Raw genomic sequence first — 16,870 nt, 5'->3', positions numbered from 1 at the left:
GGCTCCGGGTGATCTCCTCCTCCGGCGGGGCGGACGGGGCGCGCCGGGAGCTGGAGGGGCTGGCCCAGCGGTTCCGGCGGCTGGGCTATGCCCGCCGCAGCCACTTCCACCTGCCAGATGGGCAACGGCGGTTTTATTACCTGTTTGCACTGCTGTTTCAGCGCCTGAGCTACCTCCTGGCGGACGAGGATTGGGGGCGGCTCCAGGCTGGCCCCGCCTGCGGGAAGGTGCTGGTTACGCTGGCGGGGCTGGTGCGGCAGCTCCAGAACGCCGCTTCGCCGGAGGCACGGGGAGCGCTGACAGAACGGCTCCAGATCCTGCTGGCAGAGGACGCCCTGCCTCAGGGGCGGCTGCGTATCTTCTACCGTAGCTTTCTCCACCGCCTGCTCCTGCTGCTGGCGGAGGGAGAGCCCCGGACCCGGTGGCCCCGGGTACCCTGGCGGGAGGTATTTGCCAGCGGCCGCCGGCGGCTGAATCTCAACAATTTTGAGGTGCGCTTTGCCTTGCGCCTGGCCGTGGTCATGACCATCAGCACAACCGTCAGCCTTTTGTGGGAATTTGAGCACACCTACTGGTTCCCGCTCCACGCCTTTCTTTTGCTCCAGCCCAGCTATGAGGAGAGCGCCCACCGGATGATCACCCGGCCGGTGGGCACCGCCATCGGATGCCTGGTGGTACATCTGGTCTATCCATGGCTGCCCGGCCTGACCGGCGTCTTCGCCTTTGCCCTGGCCATGATCTCCCTGATGTATTGCTGTACTCCGGGCTCCTGGGTACACCCCATCTTTTCCACCTCCTTCGCCCTTGCCCTGGCCACCCTCACGGTAAAGGAGGGCCAGGCCATCCAATTGCGCCTATTCTACTTGCTGCTTGCAGTGGCGTTGGTGTTGGTGGTAAACCGTTTCCTGGTGCCCACCCGGAAGGCTACCCAGTTCCGGCACAACCTGCGTACCTTGTGCCGCCTCCAGGCCTCCTACTGGGAGATGGTGCAGCGCAGCCTCCACGCGCCCGGCTGGCCGGAGCGCTCCGGCGAGATTCTGGCCTGCTTTCATCTGGTGTACCACGAGGCGGCCCAGTATGCGGCGGCCCTGCCGGCGGGAGAGGCGGAGCGGTACCGGACGGTGCTGCTCACCCTGTGGAACCTGTTTGCCCATGTGGAGCAGGTGGAGTGCCTGGTACTGACCGGGGAGCTGGGGGAGGAGGAGTACCCTGTTCTGAGCCGCCTGGCCGGAGAAATTCAGGAGCTGCTGGACCCGCCCCGGCCCGCACTGGCGGAGTTGGGGCTGGAAGGTCTGCCGGCCTCCGGGGCGCTCTGCCGGGCCATGGAGCGCTACCGGCATAACGCCCGGCTACTGCTGGAGGCATGGGAGAAACAGCCGGTTTCGTGCTGAATCTTGCGGGAATCGGTGAAAAAAGCCAGTATTTGGGCAGGAAAGATTTTCCTCGACAGATTTCGACACGGAAACCGCAAGGATAACTCAAACTTTAGCATACAATGTCTGTATACCAAAGCCGATTCCCGATACACTAAGAAACGGGTGATCGGATGAACGTGGATTATGGTGCAATTGGACAGCGCATCAAGCAGGTGCGCAGGAGCCGCGACATGACGCAGGAGCGTCTGGCAGAGGCCCTCTCCGTGTCAGTGGGCTATATCAGCCAGATAGAGCGCGGCGTGACCAAAATCAATCTGGACACGCTGGCTGCGGTGGCGGCGCACCTCAACTGTGAACTTTCCGAGCTGGTAACCGGGGTGTCGGTGCTCCAGGGGCGCTACCTGGAGGGAGAGCTGGCACAACTGGTGGATCAGATGGACGGACGACAGAGGAAGATGCTTCTGGAAGTGGCCAAGCTGATCTTGGCCGAGTGAGAAAGCAAACAAAATACCGGGCCGCACGCCGTGCGGCCCGGTATTTATTGTTTTGCAGTGGGCAGACCGGTCAGCCCTTCTGCTCCAGAAGGGACTGCTTGATGTCCCAGAGCTTCTGAGACAGGTCCACGTAGTAGTTATGGGGGTTCTCAAAGCGCTTAACCTCGTCCCACAACAGGTCGATCTGTCCGGCGCAGTAGGCCCGCATCTCGGCGATGGGGGGGGAGTCGTATACCCGCCTGCCCCCCAGGAAGATGGGAGCGAGCAGCTCCTTGGCGGTGAAGTTGGTGACACGGCTGCGCTTCCAGGTGGCGTCGGGGTCAAAGAGCTCCAGGGGCTGGCTCTCGTCCACCGCCTCGTCGTGGAGGGTGATGAGGTCGGCGAAAGCCTTGCCGCTCTCCTTGTCGAACAGGCGGTACACCTTCTTGAAGTGGGGGTTGGTGATCTTGTCCGGGTTGGCGCTGATCTTGATCTTGGGAATGATATTGCCCTGCTTGTCCTCCACGGCGGCCAGCTTGTAAACGCCGCCGAACACCGGCTCACTCTTGGAGGTGATGAGCCGCTCACCCACGCCGAAGGAGTCGATCTTGGCCCCCTGAAGCAGCAGATCCCGGATGATGTACTCGTCCAGGGAGTTGGAAGCCACAATCTTGCACTCGGTAAGCCCCGCCGCATCCAGCATCTTGCGGGCCTTGCGGGACAGATAGGTGAGGTCGCCGCTGTCCAGCCGGATGGCGCAGTTGGTAATGCCCTGAGGGAGTAAAATATCCTTGAACGCTTTGATGGCGTTGGGCACGCCGGACTTGAGCACGTTGTAGGTGTCCACCAGCAGGGTGGCCGAGTGGGGATAGAGCTGGCAATAGGTCTTGAAGGCGGTGTACTCGTCGGGGAACATCTGCACCCAGGAGTGGGCCATGGTGCCCCCGGCGGGGGAGCCATACATCTCGTCGGCCAGGGTGCAGGCGGTGCCGGCGCAGCCGGCGATATAGGACGCCCTGGCACCCAGCACAGCGGCGTCGGGGCCCTGGGCCCGGCGGGACCCGAACTCGCTCACCGGGCGGCCGTCGGCGGCCCGGACGATGCGGTTGGTCTTGGTGGCGATGAGGGACTGGTGGTTGAGGGTGAGCAGCAGGAAGGTCTCGATGAACTGGGCCTCAATGGCGGGGGCGCGGACGGTGAGGAAGGGCTCCCGGGGGAAGATGGGAGTGCCCTCCGGCACAGCCCACAGGTCGCCCGTGAAGCGGAAGGTGCGCAGATAGTCCAGAAAGCCCTCGCAGAAGCAGCCCTTTCCCCGCAGGTAGGCGATGTCCTCCTCGGTGAAGCGGAGGTTTTCGATATAGTCGATGACCTGCTCCAGACCGGCCGCGATGGCGAAGCCGCCTCCGTCGGGCACATTGCGGAAGAACACGTCGAAGTAGCAGATCTGGTCGGCATACCCCTCCGTCTGAAAGTAGCCGTTGCCCATGGTCAATTCGTAAAAATCACACAGGAGTGTGTAGTTCATGTGTTCCTTCATCTGTTTCACAACCTTTATCGGTTCAGTACCGTGATCTGGAGGGCCTCCATCACGTCGAGGCCCTTGGCGTGGAGCGCCGGATCGGGTCCGGCGGTACAGGAGGCGTCCACCACGATCTCCGCCTCGGGCAGGGCGGCCTTGACCATGATGGCGTTGGAGAGTACGCAAAGGTAGGATACCAGTCCAGCCAGCTCCACCCGGTCATAGCCCTGCTCCTTCAGCCAGTTGGCCAGCCACAGGGAGGGGAAGGCGCCCTTGCCGATGACCATATCCCGGCTGCGCTCCATGGCCTGTCCCGTCTGGCCGTAGAGCTGCCAGCCCTCCGAGTTCAGCAGGCAGTGGGGCACCGGCAGCTTCCGCCCCTCCTGGGTGTCCAGGTAGTCCGGGCCATGGGTGTCCAGGGTGAAGGCCACGTCATCTCCGGCGGCGCGGCAGGCGGCGATTTTGGCCGCGATGGGCCCGTCCAGTGCCTCCGCACCGGGAAAGCCCAGTGCTCCGTCTACAAAGTCCTTTTGATAGTCCACTACGAGAAGCAACCGCTTCACCGCGTCCACCACCTTTCTGTCAAGACACCTGTATTATAAGCAGTTTTTTACCAAAATGCAAGAGCAGTCTTGCCGCGCCGGGATATCAGGCCGCCCGCCGGGGAACCGGCGGGCGGTGTGATTTACTCGGCCAGAGGGGTGGGCCCCATGGCCTCGTGAAGCTCCTTGGTGATGGCGCCCTGGAACAGGCAGACGGCGAACCGGTGCATCCGCTCCAGCTTTTCGGGCACCGCGTCGGGGTTATGCTTGCCCGCGGTGGAGAAGTCGCCGTCCAGAATGAACTTGACCTCCTTGTCGGTCTTGCCGCCGCCGATGAGGCCGGGACCGGCGTGGAGCTTCATCCGGTAGTCCCCCACCAGGGGAGTCTCCACGTCCAGGGAGCACTTGGCGATCTCGCTCTCCTCCACGTCAGGCTCGCCGAGTATGCCGATATACTGGCTGCGGATCAGATCGTCCCAGAGTTCCCCCTCCAGGCCCAAACGCTGGCGGGAGACGGCGTTGACATACCGCAGGCCGATGCGCTCGAAGAAGGCGGGCTGGTAGAGCTGGATAAACTGGGCCAGGGGGCGGTCCAGCCGGGTGGCGAAGTCCTCCCACCGGGTGTAGCTCAGGGTGGACAGGGCGATGAAGCCCTGGGTCAGGTTGAGCTTCCAGCGGCCGTCCTCCGAGATGAAGTTGTAGTTGGTAATGGGCTTCTGAGGCTCCAGCGCGGTGGCGTTCCCCTTCTTGACCACCTTGGGGGGGAGCTGCTCCTGACGGGCCGCATACTGGGGGAAGTCCTTGCGGATGGCCTCCTGAAACTCGGCGGGCTCCTTGGCGCCGATGGACAGGATGGTGGGGAAGCGGAGCTGGCAGATCACCTCCACCAGCGGGGCGCGGGCGTACTGATAGCGTTCGTATGGTGCAAACAGCATAGTGGGCTGCTCCTTCCTGTTTTTCGATCGGTTCTATTGTAGCCCGGAATGGGCGATCTGTCAAACCATTCCACCTTGCAAATGGAGAATTGGGGCGGTATAATGCAGACAATACACAAAGGAGGCGGAGACCATGGAACTGGAGCTGAAGCGGGGCGGCCGCACCGCCCGGGTGGAGACCCTGGGCGGCGAGCTGGTATCCTACCGGGACGAGAGGGGGCTGGAGTACATCTGGGGGGGCGATCCGGCCTACTGGCCGGGGCGCAATCCCCTGCTGTTTCCCATTGTGGGGACGCTGAAGGAGGGAAAGATCCGCTTTGACGGCAGGGAATACGCCATGGAGCGCCACGGCTTTGCCCGGCGGCGGGAGTTCACCCCGGCGGCGCGGGGGGAGGACTGGGTGCGCCTGGAGCTGCGGGAGAGCGCCGAGACCCTGGCGCTGTATCCCTATCCCTTCCGGCTGGCGGTGGAGCAGCGGCTGACCGACACGGGTTTTTCCACGGCGGTGACGGTGGCCAACCCGGGGGAGGGGCCGTTGCCCTTCTGCCTGGGGGCCCACACCGGCTTCCGCTGTCCCCTGGAGGCGGGGGAGCGGTTCGAGGACTACGAGCTGGTGTTCCCCGAGCGGGAGAGCTGTCCCACCCTGCTGCTGCGGGACGGACTGCTGGACCGGCCGGCGGCCCGGCCCTGCCTGGAGGACACCGACACCCTGCCCCTGGACTACCGCTGGTTTGACGCGCTGGACACCCTGATCTTCGAGGGCCTGCGCTCCCGCTCCGTCGCCCTGCGCAGCCGCAAAAGCGGCAGAGGGGTGCGGGTGTCCTTCGACGGCTTCCCCATGCTGGCCTTCTGGACCATGCCGGGGAAGAAGGCCCCCTACCTGTGCATTGAGCCGTGGCACGGCTGCTCCGCCGGGACGGGGGAGGGGGAGGAGTTCACCGATAAAGCCCACTGCATCGTCCTGGCCCCCGGCGAGAGCCGCACCCTGGCCTACCGGGCGGACACCCTGTGAGCTAGTATTCCCGCAAAAAAGCGCGGACCGTACAACGGTCCGCGCTTTTTTTGTCAGGAGAGGCCCTCGCCCATGCCGAGGGTGAAGTACAGGATGACCACGATGACCAGAGGGGCGAGAAAGCGCACCGCGAAGGCCCAGGGCTTCTGCATCCGCCGGAGGCCGTGCTCGCCGGCGATCTCCTGCCCGGCGGCTTTGGTGCCCCACACCCAGCCCACAAAGAGGCAGAAGCACAGCGCCCCCAGAGGGATCATCAGATTGTCGGTGAACTTCTCCATCACCGCGTTCATGGGGAGCATCTGCAGCCCGTTTTTGAAGTCGAACCAGGGCAGGTTGATGCCCCGCCCGGCGGACTGGGAGAGGGAGTAGCCCGCGCTGAGCAGCGCCATGGGCACCGACAGGCCGATGGCCGCCCTGGCCCGGGAGAGGTGGAATTCCTCGGTGAGAAAGGCCACCAGGCTCTCCAGGATGCTGATGGCGCTAGTGAGGGCGGCCAGGAAGAGCAGGGCGAAGAAGGCCGTGCCGAAAAAGCGGCCGCCGGGCAGCTCGGCAAACATGGCGGGCAGGCTGATGAAGGCGAAGCCGCCGCCCATGCCCAGTCCCTCCTCTCCCTGGGTGATCATCACCACCGGGACGATGGCCAGGGCGGCCATGACGGCTACCAGGGTGTCCAGCGCGCAGATCCAACCGGCGCTTTTGGCCAGGTTCTCCGACTTGGGCACGTAGGAGCCGTAGGTCACCATGATGCCCATGCCCACGGACAGGGAAAAAAAGGCCTGTCCCAATGCGCCCACCAGGGTGTCGCCGCTGAGCCTGGCGGGGTCGATTCCGAACAGGAAGCGCAGGCCCTCCCCCGCGCCGGGGCGGGTGACTGAGTAGACCACCAGGCCCGCCAGCAGCAGGAAAAGCAGGGGCATGAGCACCTTGCTCACCTTCTCAATGCCCTGGGACACGCCCCGCACCACCACCACGATGCACAGCACCAGAAAGCCCAGGCCCCACAGCAGGGGCTCCACCGGACGGGCACTGAAGGCGGAGAAGTAGTCGGCATAGGCGCCCGGCCCGGCGCCGAAGTGGGCGCCGGCGGCGTAGATCTGGACATACTTGAGCACCCAGCCCCCCACCACACAGTAGTAGGACAGGATGACAAACAGGGTGACGATGCCGATGTATCCCGCGAACCGCCACCGGGGGTTCAGAGTGCGGAAGGCCCCCACCACATTCTTCTGGGTGGCCCGGCCGATGGATAGCTCCGCCAGCATGACCGGAAAGCCCACCAGGAACACGATCAGCAGATAACACAGCAGGAAGGCGCCGCCGCCGTAGGCGCCCACCTTGCCGGGGAATTTCCAGATGTTGCCCAGGCCCACCGCAGAGCCGGCTGCGGCCAGGATGAAGCCCAGGTTGGAGGCCCACTGGTGCCTCTTTTCCGTCATAAATCCATTCCTCCTCATTCCAACAGAATCCGATCTACTATACCGCAGAATTCGTCTTTTTTCAAGGGAAATGTCCGCCCGGGGCGGACGCACCCTTTTCCGGCGCGGGAATACGATGGGAGTAGTCACGTTGAAGGGAGGCGCATTCCATGCGGAATGAACTGAATTTGTGGGTGGCGGGGGGCGATATGAGGCAGGCCAAGCTGGCCGAGCTGCTGGCCGCAGACGGGCACACGGTGCACGCCTATGCGCTGGAGCGGCTGGGCGCGCTGGACGGGGTGGAGATGGAGGAGAGCCTGGAGGGGGCCGCCCTGGCGGACTGTGTGGTGCTCCCCCTGCCGGCGGCGGGGGAGGGCAGCCTGCTCAACGCGCCCCTGTCCGGGCGGAAGCACCCCCTGGCCCTGGTGCTGGACGCTTTGCGGCCGGGGCAGGTGATCTGCGCCGGTATGGTGGGCCCCCAGACGGCGGCGCTGGCGGCGGACCGGGGACTCACACTCCACGACTACTTTGCCCGGGAGGAGCTGGCGGTGGCCAATGCGGTGCCCACCGCCTTGCCGGTAGGACACTATTCCGCCCGCCGGGAACACACAGCCCCGCCCCTGGCCATGCCGGGGGCGGGGCTGAACTGTTAGCCGGCGGAAGGCTCCTGGGCATCAGCGTAGCGGGTGTCGATGGAGGTGAAGTAGCTCTGGACAAAGGCGCGGAAGCACTGGCCCAGCTCCGTCAGGGGACGGCGCTTGTTATAGGCGATGCCCCAGTAGGCGGTGGGCGCGCCGTCGGCATACTCCCGGAACACCAGGTCGGGGTGTTTGCCCTGAAGAGAGAGCTCCTTGTACTTGACGGCGGGGACAATGGAGACACAGTTGTTGGACTCCACCAGGGAGGTGAGAAGGTCCAGGTGCCGTACGTCGTAGTCGATGATGGGAGTCAGGCCGAACTTGCTGTTCTCCGCGGCGCAGAAGGTCTCCTTGTTGACCCGGGAGCCGTCGATGGCCAGGTGTACCCCTGCCAGCTCCCGGTGGGCTACCGCAGGCAGGGCGGCCAGTGGATGCTCCCGGCGCATGAGCATGCCGAAGTTGCACGCATAGATGCGCTCATAGACCACCTCTTCCGACGGGGGCGGGAGCACCGTCATGGCCAGATCCACCTCGCACCGGTCCAGCAGACTGGTGACGTTGGGCAGGTCGGCCCGCTGGTGGATCAGGTTGACCTCGGGGTGCTCCAGCAGAAAATGCTCCAGGAGGGTGGTGTCGTCCGTCATGCAGACGATGGAGAGGGGCTCGGGCCGTCCGCTGTGTTGGTTCCGCACAGCCTGGACGCCGGCGTCCAGGAGTGAAACGGCCTGCTCCACGCTTTTCAGCAGCAGCTCGCCGTTCTGATTGAGGGCGATCTTGCCCCGCCGCCGCTCAAAGAGGGGGACGCCCACCTCCTCCTCCAACCGGGAGATGCTGGTGCTCAGATTGGGCTGGGAGACAAACAGGGTCTCGGCGGCCTTGGACATATTGCCCAGTTTGGCTACGGCGATGAAGTATCTCAACTGTGAAAGTTCCATGCCAACTTCCCTCCCGGTAAGTATATAAATTGCTTATACCGTTCTAAAGATTATATATTTTTCAAACGCGGCTGTAAAGGATATACTGGGCCTGCGTTAAAAAAATCACAAAAAGGAGAGAACGCGGAAAGGGGCGGTTCAGGACTATACGGCGCGGCGCACTCAATTCATGAAATGACGGGCGGGCATCCGCTCCCCACTCAGGAGGATTGCGTATTATGAGAGAAAAAAGAGGATTTGGACCCTGGGGCTGGTTATTGCTGATCTTTGGACTGCTGGTGTTTTTCAGCAATGGCGGCTTCTTTGCAGACGGAACCAACATCATTTCTCCCGCTGTGGCGGAACGGCTGAACGTGGATCAAAGCATCATCCTGACCATGAACTCCGTGGCCGGCATCGTCGGCGTGCTGATCGCCGTCGCAGCAGGGCAGGTGAACCAGCGCATCGGCCCCAGCAAAGTGGCCGCCGGCTGCCTCATTCTGGCGGGCTTGGGCCATATCGCGGCCTGCAACGCCGTCAATGTCCCCATGTACTTAATCGCCATGTGCTTTGTGGGCGGCGGCCTCAGCTCCGGCTCCTTTGTGGGCGTGGGTACTCTGGTGGCCATGTGGTTCCCCAAGAGACAGGGACAGGCCATGAGCATCGTGGCAATGGGCTCCAACTTTGGAACCATGCTCTTTGTCCCGCTGCTCAACGTCCTGGCGGGCTCGATCGGCATGCCCATGGGCTCTGTGATCTGCGGCGGCGTGGCCGCCGTGGTGGGTGTGATCGGCATGGCGCTTCTGCGCGATACCCCCAAGGAGCGGGGCCTCTATCCCGATAACGTCACCGAGGCCGAGTTCAAGGCCAACTACTCCTCCGCGCCCCCCGAGCTGGACAACTCCGGCTGGACCACCGGCAAGCTGCTGCGCACCAAGGAGACCTGGCTGTGCGCTCTGTCCACCGGCTTTCTGATGCTGGCCCAGATGGGCATCATGACCCAGCTGGTGGCCCGCAACATTGAGGTGGGCATTGCCCCCGATCTGGCGGTCAGTGTTATGAGCGCTATCGCCGTCATCGGAATTATTGGCGCCGTCATCTTCGGCCGCATCCTGTTCAGGCTGGGCATCAAGAAGGCCGGCGTGCTCACAGGCGTGCTGTATATTGTGGCCATGCTCTTCAACATCAGCGGCGTGATGCCTCTGGTGTGGGTGTCCCTGGTGGTTATCGGCTTCCTGGGCGCCGCAGCCCCCGCCCTGATGAACTCCGTCCCCGGCTCTGTGTTCGGTCGGGTGGGCTACGCCAAGGTCAACAGCGTGGTGTTCCCCCTGACCAACATCATCTTCATGTGCAACTTCGCCGTCAACGGCCTCATCAAGAAGCTGTTCAACAGCCTGAGCGTGGCTTACATCGTGTTTGCCGGGCTGGCGTTCCTTTCGATTCTGCTGATTCTCGCCCTGCAGGATCACAAGTATGACCAGGATTACATGGCCGCGCACAAGCAGTAAGCGGCCGGGCCCATAAATAGGCAATCTTTAGAAGGAGGTAAACGCAATGAGCAAGAAGTCCCTTGTGGCGCTGGCTCATGGCCTGGACGTGCAGGAGAATGTCACCCGCGTCTTTGACATGATGGGCGGCGCTGCCAAAATGATTGAGCCCAACTCCACCGTTGTGCTCAAGCCCAACGCGGGGCACGCGGCTCCCCCGGAGTTCGCCGTGTGCACCCACCCCGAGACCGTCCGCGCCGTCATCCGTGAGGTAAAAAAGGCCAACCCCAAGCGCATTGTCATCGCCGAGGCCGCCGCCGTGGGCTGCGACACCGACGAGTGCTATGAGGCCTGCGGCATCGCCGCCGTCGCCCGGGAGGAGGGCGTCGAGCTGGTGGACATCAAGAAGGACAAGGATCTCATCAATGTAGCCGTGCGGGGCTACCGCTCCAACATCAGCCACGTCAAGCTGCCCCGCCTGCTGCTGGAGGCCGAGCACATCATCAACCTGCCCATTCTCAAGGCCCACGCCAGCATGGTGTTCTCCGGCGCGCTGAAGAACATCAAGGGTGTGGTGCAGGATCAGGTCCATGTGCAGATGCACCAGCAGAACCTGACCATGGCCATGATGGACGTGTGGTGGGCCTGCCGCGCCGACATCAACATCATGGACGTGATGCACGCCGCCAGCGGCTACTCTCCCCACACCCCCGTGCCCATCGAGGTGGACTGCATCATGGGCTCCTATGACCCTGTGGCGCTGGACCGCATCGCCTGCGAGCTGGTGGGCATTGATCCCGACGGCGTGGACTACTTCCGCGTGGCCCAGGAGGCCGGCCTGGGCACCACCAACCGCGACGACATCGAGGTGGTGGGCGACAAGGTGGCCGACTGCTACAAGAAGATGTGGGTCCCCTACCTGGAGGACATCCGCAACCGCTGGCCCGAGTATGAGGTCCACTGTGAGGGCGCCTGCTCCAGCTGTCAGGCATTGCTGACCCTCAACATGGAGACGCTGAAGGCCATCGGCGTTTATGATGACAACACCGACATGGTGGTGGTGGCCGGCGGCCGGAACACCCTGTCCCCCGATACCCCGGATGAGAAGATCCTGCTCCACGGCAACTGCGCCCGCAAGCACCTGAAGGAGCATCCCAACGCCTTCTTCCTCCAGGGGTGCCCCCCTGGAGAGGGCTCCCTCTACATGTCCGTGCTGCGCAAGGAGGCCATGACCGGAAAGCCCGAGCAGATGCACTGGATCCGCGAGCGGATGGAGATCGACGCCCCCGCTTGGCGCTCCTACGTGGAAAAAGAGGCGGAGAAGTTCTATGGATCAGACGATAAGTAAGGGCTTTGTCTTTCTGGAAAACGCCCCGGAGCTGATGCGCCTGCTGGAGGACATCTTCACCGACGACTTCATGCAGGAGTATACCCGCTTCGAGAGCTTTGAGGGCTTCCGGTATTCCAGCGCCGTGATGGTCAACTGGAAGGCGGATACCCTGATCTACGCCCCGCCGCTGCTGGACGCCTTTGTGAAGGAGAGCACCGACTTCGCCACCTGGGACGAGATGGTGCGCTCCGCCACCGGCCTGCGCTACCACAGATAACGCCTGTCCGCGGCTTTTCAGCACAGCCTGCGAGACCCCTCCGGGCCTCTACCGGACGACCCTTCGGAATGCTGAACCAGAACGAGGCCGCCAGACGCTTGTCCCCACAACGCCTGGCGGCTCGCCATATCCCGGCTGGGGCGGAGCAACGCCCCCGCCGGGACACCTGCCACCCCGGCAATAAGGAGATATGTCATTATGAAGGTTGCAGATATCAAGCGCGCCGCCTGCGTGGGCGGCGGCGTGATTGGCTCCAGCTGGGCCATCCAGTTCGCCATGCGCGGGCTGGCCGTGACCCTGTACGACATCAACGACGAACAGCTCAAAAGGAGCGAGGCCCAGATGCACAAGAGCCTGGATGCTCTGGAGCAATTTAACGCCATTACCCCGGAGCGCCGGGGGGAGATCGTGGCGGCCATCCGCCTGACCACCTCCATGGAGGAGGCCGTGGCGGACGCCCAGTTCATCCAGGAGAGCGGCCCGGAGCGCCTGGAGATCAAGCAGTCCATTCTGGCCCAGGTGGAGGCCTGCGCCGCGGCGGACGCCCTCTATGCCAGCTCCACCTCCGGCCTGCTCATCTCCGACATTGCCGCCAAGGCGGCCCACCCGGAGCGCTGCGTGGGGGCCCACCCCTACAATCCGCCCCACCTCATTCCCCTGGTGGAGCTGACCTCCGGCGACAAGACCGACCCCGCCCTGCTCCAGCTGGCCTACGACTTCTACCAGTCCATCGGCAAGGAGGCCGTCCTCCTGCGCCGGGAGTGCCCCGGCTTCATCGCCAACCGGCTCCAGCTGGCCCTCTACCGGGAGGTGCAGGATCTGGTGATGCGGGGGGTGTGCTCCGTGGAGGACGCGGACAAGGCCCTGGTCTACGGCCCCGGCCTGCGCTGGGCCATCTTCGGCCACAACATGATCATGCAGCTGGGCAACCCCGGCGGCCTGACCGGCATGGTGAATATGCTGGGCAACTCCGGCGACCGCTGGCTGGCCGACATGGCCTCCTGGACCCACCAGCCCGACAACTGGGCCGAGGTGGCCCAGCCCGGCGTGGACGAGGAGATGAAGCACTTCCCCGACCACATCGGCCACACCAACGAGGCGTGCGCGGCCTACCGCGACCAGATGCTCATTGAGCTGCTCAAGCTCCACAAGAAGCTGTAAAGGAGGAAACCGGGTGACCGCCAATACGACCGCATCCGTCCGGGCCTTCGCCGGCCGCCGCTGGCTGTGCCTGATCTCCGCCATGGTGATCTGCGTGTGCGCCGGCTTCGGCTACGCCTGGAGCGTGCTCCAGACCCCCATTATCGCCCGGTTCGGCTGGGCCGACTCCGGGGTGGCCCTGGCCTACACCATCACGGTGGTGTGCTCCACCATGGCCCCCCTCCTCTTCGGCGGGCTGATCCGCCGCATGTCCAGCCGCCTTTGCGTGGCCGTGGGGGCCGTCCTCTTTGGCGCCGGCCTCTTCGCCGCCGGCCTGATGAGCCAGCTCTGGCAGCTCTACCTGTTCTACGGCGTGATTTCCGGCCTGGGGGTGGGCTTCATCTATCCCAGCATGATGGCCTATGTGGTGCGCCTCTTTCCCGACCGCTCCGGCATGGCCTCCGGCCTGGGCACCGCTGCCTACGGCTCCGGCGCCATCCTGTGGGCCCCCACCGCCGCCGCGCTGATGGAGAAGGTGGGCCTGGGCAGCGCCTTCCGGGTGCTGGGGGTGCTCTTCGCCGCGGTGATTCTGCTGGGCTCCCTGCTGCTGGCCGAGCCGCCGGAGGGATTCCACGCCGCCATGGCCCCCGCCGCCAGCGGTGGGCAGGGGAGCGGCGCCGACCTGAACCGGGGACAGATGGTGCGCACCGGGGCCTTCTACCGGATGGTGGCGGTATTTACCTGCGGCCTGGTGGCCGGGGTGATCGTCATCAGCCAGGCCTCCCCCATCCTCCAGCAGACCCTGGGCTACGCCCCCGCCCGGGCCGCCCTCTTCGTCAGCGTGTTCTCCGCCTGCAACATGGCCGGCCGCTTCGTGTGGGGCAGCCTCTCCGACCGGCTGGGCCTGGTCAACACCGCCGGGGCGGTGTTCCTGCTGTGCATCCTGTCCATGGCCGCCCTGGCCGTGACGGGGACGGAGGGGCTGGTGCTCCTCTTCATGGGGGTGGCCGCCTCCTGCTACGGCGGACTGGCCTCCCTCCTCACCCCCCTCACCGCCCGCATGTTCGGCCCCCGCTACATTACGGAGAACTACGGCGTCATGTACGTGGTGTTCGGCCTGGCCAGCCTCATCGGCCCCAGCCTGGCCACCACCTTCAAGACCGCGGGAGGCGGCAGCTACACCGGCGCCTATGTGACCGCCGCGGCGCTGGCCGTCATCGGCCTGGCGCTCTCCCGCTTCCTGAAAGCCCCGTCCTGCAAAGGAGAATGATATGAAACTGAGTAAAGTGAGAACGGCCGAGGAGATCATCGCCCGGTTCAAGGATGGGCAGATCATCGCCATCGGCGGACAGACCAACCAGTACATGCCCGACCGCCTGATCGACTGCGTGCTGGAGAGCGGCGCCATGCATCTGACCATCTACTCCATCGACTCCAGCGACCCGGGCCACGGCGTCAGCCTGCTGGTGGAGGCCGGCCGGGTGGACGCCATGATCACCACCCACGTGGGCACCAACCCCCTGACCAACGCCAAAATCCAGTCCGGGGCGCTGAAGGCGGAATTCAACCCCATGGGCACCTTCATCGAGCGCATCCGCTGCGGCGGCGCGGGGCTGGGCGGCGTGCTCACCAAAACCGGCCTGGGCACCGTGGTGGAGGAGGGCAAACAGATCATTGAGGTCAATGGCGAGAGCTATCTGCTGGAGACCGCCCTCCGCGCCGACATCGCCCTCACCCGCTGCCGCCGGGCCGACCCCCTGGGCAACCTGGCCTACAGCGGCAGCAGCGGCCACGCCTCCCACCCGGTGATCGCCACCTGCGGCGCGCTGTCCATCGTGGAGTGCGACCACTTCTGCGACCTGGGGGAGCTCGGCCCCGACGAGATCAAGGTGCCCGGCATGTTCGTGGACATGATTCTGGCGTAAGGAGGCGGGACAATGGACAACAGAAACTTTATCGCCAAGCGGGCGGCTGCCTACTTCCAGCCCGGCGACGTGGTCAACCTGGGCATCGGCATCCCAAGCCTCTGCGGCAGCTACGCCGTGGACGGCGTACTCTTCCAGAGCGAGAACGGCTTCATCGGCATCGGCCCCACGGTGCAGGAGGGACTGATGAAAAACGAGCGCTTCGTCAATGCGGGCGGAGTGCCCTTCGTCCCCGTGCCGGGGAGCAGCGCCTTCGATGTGGCCATGTCCTTCAACGTCATCCGCTGCGGACGTCTCGCCGCCACGGTGCTGGGCGGACTCCAGGTGTCGGCACAGGGGGATCTGGCTAACTGGGCCACCCCCGGCCGGGCCTTCGGCATGGGGGGCGCCATGGATCTGTGCAACGGCGCCCGGAAGGTCATTGTGGCCATGGAGCTGGTGGCCAAGGACGGCTCCCCTAAGGTGGTCAGCCGGTGCACCCTGCCCCTCACCGCTGTAAAGTGCGTCAACCACATCGTCACCGACCGCTGCGTCATCGACGTGACGGAGGAGGGGCTGGTCCTCTCCGAGATCCGGAAGGGCCACACCGTGGAGGAGATCCAGGCCGCGGTGGAGCCCGTGCTCCTGGTGTCCCCCGACTTGAAGGAAATGGAGGAAGATTGATATGGCAAAACCGCTGAGCAAGACGGTCGTGGTGGCCTATGGCCGCTCCGCCGTGGCCAAGTCTGGCAAGAAGGGCGCCCTGCGCAATCTGCACCCCATCGACATGGGCGGGCTGGTGCTCAAGGGCGTGATGGAGAAAATCCCCAAGTTGGACCCCGCCCTGGTGGAGGATGTGATTCTGGGCTGCGCCATCCCGGAGGCCAAGCAGGGCCTCAACCCCGCCCGGCTGGTGGCCGCCCGGGCCGGCCTGCCCTACACCGCCTGCGGCCTTACCGTGGACCGCTTCTGTTCATCCTCTCTCCAGGCCGTGGCCCTGGCCGCCTGGCAGATCGAGGCCGGACAGGCCGACTGCATCGTGGCCGGAGGTATCGAGTCCATGACCGCCCTGCCCATGACCCTGGACCGCAGCGGCGACATGGACCCCTGGCTGCTGGAGCACGACCCCGCCCAGTACATCTCCAATGGCGAGACCGCCGAGAACGTGGCGGAGAAGTACAACGTCACCCGGGAGGAGATGGACCGCCTGGCTCTGGAGAGCCACCGAAAGGCGGCCGCCGCCCAGGACGCGGGGTATTTTGACGAGCAGATCATCCCCCTGCCCGGCGCAGACGCCGAGGGCAACGAGATCGTCTTTCACAAGGACCAGGGTATCCGCCGTGACACCACCCTGGAAAAGATGGCGTCCATGAAGCCCTGCTTCCGGGAGAACGGCCGGGTCACCGCCGCCACCTCCTCCCAGACCAGCGACGGCGCGGCTTTCCTGGTGCTGATGAGCCGGGACAAGGCCGCCGAGATGGGCATCCGGCCCCTGGCCTCTTTCCTGGGCTTCTGTGTGGGCGGCCTGGACCCGGCCTACATGGGCCTGGGCCCCATCTACGCCGCGCCCAAGGTGCTGGAGTACACCGGCCTGACCATGGACGACATGGACGTGATTGAGCTCAACGAGGCCTTCGCCGCCCAGGTCAGCCCCTGCATCAAGGAGCTGGGCATGGATCCCGCCAGGGTCAACCCCAACGGCGGCGCCATGGCCCTGGGCCACCCCCTGGGTGCTACCGGCGCGGTGCTGAGCTGCAAGGCCATCTCGGAGCTGCGCCGCACCGGCGGCAAGTATGCTATGGTTACCATGTGTATCGCCGGCGGCATGGGCGCGGCAGGCATTTTCCAGACAGAGTAGACGGCCTTATTCTGCCCGTTTGTGAGGAGGTGAAAAAGAAGAGGGCACGG

General features: G+C 64.6%; 17 protein-coding genes. 12 read left to right on the top strand and 5 right to left on the bottom strand.

From position 1 onward, the window contains the following. Positions 1-1,391 (top strand): FUSC family protein (locus ACESY8_RS08250; protein WP_498794697.1); only part of this gene is annotated, 1,391 nt, incomplete at its 5' end. A 155-nt stretch (positions 1,392-1,546) separates the two neighbouring features. Further along, positions 1,547-1,870: a helix-turn-helix domain-containing protein gene (locus ACESY8_RS08245; protein ID WP_021630125.1), complete on the top strand. Its 324-nt coding sequence runs from the start codon at positions 1,547-1,549 to the stop codon at positions 1,868-1,870. Between the two features lie 70 nt (positions 1,871-1,940). Here ACESY8_RS08245 and ACESY8_RS08240 read toward each other — a convergent pair whose 3' ends face one another. From ACESY8_RS08240 to ACESY8_RS08230, 3 genes are all read right to left on the bottom strand, one after another. Further along, positions 1,941-3,386: a nicotinate phosphoribosyltransferase gene (locus tag ACESY8_RS08240; protein WP_140402426.1), complete on the bottom strand. Its 1,446-nt coding sequence runs from the start codon at positions 3,384-3,386 to the stop codon at positions 1,941-1,943. A gap of 14 nt (positions 3,387-3,400) precedes the next feature. Then, complete coding sequence (locus ACESY8_RS08235; RefSeq protein WP_009258366.1) at positions 3,401-3,931, bottom strand: cysteine hydrolase family protein; 531 nt, start codon at positions 3,929-3,931, stop codon at positions 3,401-3,403. Between the two features lie 122 nt (positions 3,932-4,053). Continuing rightward, positions 4,054-4,845, bottom strand: coding sequence for a TIGR04255 family protein (locus ACESY8_RS08230; RefSeq protein WP_007494028.1), 792 nt, complete (start codon positions 4,843-4,845; stop codon positions 4,054-4,056). Positions 4,846-4,978: 133 nt separating this feature from the next. Between ACESY8_RS08230 and ACESY8_RS08225 the strand changes: the two genes are divergently transcribed. Further along, complete coding sequence (locus ACESY8_RS08225; protein WP_204681522.1) at positions 4,979-5,857, top strand: aldose 1-epimerase family protein; 879 nt, start codon at positions 4,979-4,981, stop codon at positions 5,855-5,857. A gap of 53 nt (positions 5,858-5,910) precedes the next feature. Here the strand turns inward: ACESY8_RS08225 and ACESY8_RS08220 are convergent, their stop codons facing one another. Next, on the bottom strand, positions 5,911-7,293 hold the full coding sequence (locus tag ACESY8_RS08220) for a sodium-dependent transporter (RefSeq protein WP_055270071.1): 1,383 nt from the start codon (positions 7,291-7,293) through the stop codon (positions 5,911-5,913). Between the two features lie 149 nt (positions 7,294-7,442). Between ACESY8_RS08220 and ACESY8_RS08215 the strand changes: the two genes are divergently transcribed. Continuing rightward, positions 7,443-7,925, top strand: a complete 483-nt coding sequence (locus ACESY8_RS08215; RefSeq protein WP_007494025.1) for a dipicolinate synthase subunit A N-terminal domain-containing protein — start codon at positions 7,443-7,445, stop codon at positions 7,923-7,925. On the opposite strand, the gene ACESY8_RS08210 is transcribed toward ACESY8_RS08215, so the two are convergent. Continuing rightward, positions 7,922-8,845 (bottom strand): LysR family transcriptional regulator, encoded by a 924-nt coding sequence (locus ACESY8_RS08210; protein ID WP_009258369.1) that lies wholly within the window; start codon positions 8,843-8,845, stop codon positions 7,922-7,924. The two genes, ACESY8_RS08215 and ACESY8_RS08210, sit on opposite strands and share 4 nt — an antisense overlap. Before the next feature lie 218 nt (positions 8,846-9,063). Between ACESY8_RS08210 and ACESY8_RS08205 the strand changes: the two genes are divergently transcribed. The 8 genes from ACESY8_RS08205 (at position 9,064) to ACESY8_RS08170 (ending at position 16,820) form a co-directional block, all read left to right on the top strand. Next, a complete protein-coding gene (locus ACESY8_RS08205) occupies positions 9,064-10,332 on the top strand; it encodes an MFS transporter (RefSeq protein ID WP_007494023.1) in 1,269 nt (422 codons plus the stop codon). A gap of 46 nt (positions 10,333-10,378) precedes the next feature. Continuing rightward, complete coding sequence (locus tag ACESY8_RS08200; protein ID WP_007494022.1) at positions 10,379-11,659, top strand: DUF362 domain-containing protein; 1,281 nt, start codon at positions 10,379-10,381, stop codon at positions 11,657-11,659. Beyond that, positions 11,640-11,918, top strand: a complete 279-nt coding sequence (locus ACESY8_RS08195; protein ID WP_054338671.1) for a hypothetical protein — start codon at positions 11,640-11,642, stop codon at positions 11,916-11,918. The genes ACESY8_RS08200 and ACESY8_RS08195 overlap by 20 nt, the downstream gene beginning before the upstream one ends. Before the next feature lie 198 nt (positions 11,919-12,116). Continuing rightward, the gene (locus ACESY8_RS08190; RefSeq protein ID WP_148342069.1) at positions 12,117-13,079 is read left to right on the top strand and encodes a 3-hydroxyacyl-CoA dehydrogenase family protein; all 963 of its coding nucleotides are present in this window, start codon (positions 12,117-12,119) and stop codon (positions 13,077-13,079) included. 13 nt (positions 13,080-13,092) lie between these two features. Continuing rightward, on the top strand, positions 13,093-14,328 hold the full coding sequence (locus ACESY8_RS08185; RefSeq protein ID WP_054338646.1) for an L-lactate MFS transporter: 1,236 nt from the start codon (positions 13,093-13,095) through the stop codon (positions 14,326-14,328). Position 14,329: 1 nt separating this feature from the next. Then, positions 14,330-14,983 (top strand): CoA transferase subunit A, encoded by a 654-nt coding sequence (locus ACESY8_RS08180; RefSeq protein ID WP_498794696.1) that lies wholly within the window; start codon positions 14,330-14,332, stop codon positions 14,981-14,983. 12 nt (positions 14,984-14,995) lie between these two features. Beyond that, positions 14,996-15,646, top strand: coding sequence for a CoA-transferase (locus ACESY8_RS08175; RefSeq protein ID WP_055179278.1), 651 nt, complete (start codon positions 14,996-14,998; stop codon positions 15,644-15,646). 1 nt (position 15,647) lies between these two features. Continuing rightward, positions 15,648-16,820 carry a thiolase family protein gene (locus ACESY8_RS08170; protein ID WP_081032354.1) on the top strand — a complete coding sequence of 391 codons (1,173 nt, stop codon included), beginning with the start codon at positions 15,648-15,650 and terminating at the stop codon, positions 16,818-16,820. Positions 16,821-16,870: the final 50 nt, after the last annotated feature.

Origin of the sequence: Clostridium sp. ATCC BAA-442 (assembly GCF_964239415.1) — a bacterium.
GTDB lineage: Bacteria > Bacillota > Clostridia > Oscillospirales > Oscillospiraceae > Flavonifractor > Flavonifractor plautii.
This window is presented reverse-complemented; position numbering and strand designations above follow the sequence as displayed.

Bases quoted from the DNA above. Each gene is read 5' to 3' on its own strand.
- ACESY8_RS08245 (WP_021630125.1), top strand. From the start codon at position 1,547: ATGAACGTGGATTATGGTGCAATTGGACAGCGCATCAAGCAGGTGCGC.
- ACESY8_RS08240 (WP_140402426.1), bottom strand. From the start codon at position 3,386: ATGAAGGAACACATGAACTACACACTCCTGTGTGATTTTTACGAATTG.
- ACESY8_RS08230 (WP_007494028.1), bottom strand. From the start codon at position 4,845: ATGCTGTTTGCACCATACGAACGCTATCAGTACGCCCGCGCCCCGCTG.
- ACESY8_RS08225 (WP_204681522.1), top strand. From the start codon at position 4,979: ATGGAACTGGAGCTGAAGCGGGGCGGCCGCACCGCCCGGGTGGAGACC.
- ACESY8_RS08220 (WP_055270071.1), bottom strand. From the start codon at position 7,293: ATGACGGAAAAGAGGCACCAGTGGGCCTCCAACCTGGGCTTCATCCTG.
- ACESY8_RS08215 (WP_007494025.1), top strand. From the start codon at position 7,443: ATGCGGAATGAACTGAATTTGTGGGTGGCGGGGGGCGATATGAGGCAG.
- ACESY8_RS08210 (WP_009258369.1), bottom strand. From the start codon at position 8,845: ATGGAACTTTCACAGTTGAGATACTTCATCGCCGTAGCCAAACTGGGC.
- ACESY8_RS08205 (WP_007494023.1), top strand. From the start codon at position 9,064: ATGAGAGAAAAAAGAGGATTTGGACCCTGGGGCTGGTTATTGCTGATC.
- ACESY8_RS08200 (WP_007494022.1), top strand. From the start codon at position 10,379: ATGAGCAAGAAGTCCCTTGTGGCGCTGGCTCATGGCCTGGACGTGCAG.
- ACESY8_RS08195 (WP_054338671.1), top strand. From the start codon at position 11,640: ATGGATCAGACGATAAGTAAGGGCTTTGTCTTTCTGGAAAACGCCCCG.
- ACESY8_RS08190 (WP_148342069.1), top strand. From the start codon at position 12,117: ATGAAGGTTGCAGATATCAAGCGCGCCGCCTGCGTGGGCGGCGGCGTG.
- ACESY8_RS08180 (WP_498794696.1), top strand. From the start codon at position 14,330: ATGAAACTGAGTAAAGTGAGAACGGCCGAGGAGATCATCGCCCGGTTC.
- ACESY8_RS08175 (WP_055179278.1), top strand. From the start codon at position 14,996: ATGGACAACAGAAACTTTATCGCCAAGCGGGCGGCTGCCTACTTCCAG.
- ACESY8_RS08170 (WP_081032354.1), top strand. From the start codon at position 15,648: ATGGCAAAACCGCTGAGCAAGACGGTCGTGGTGGCCTATGGCCGCTCC.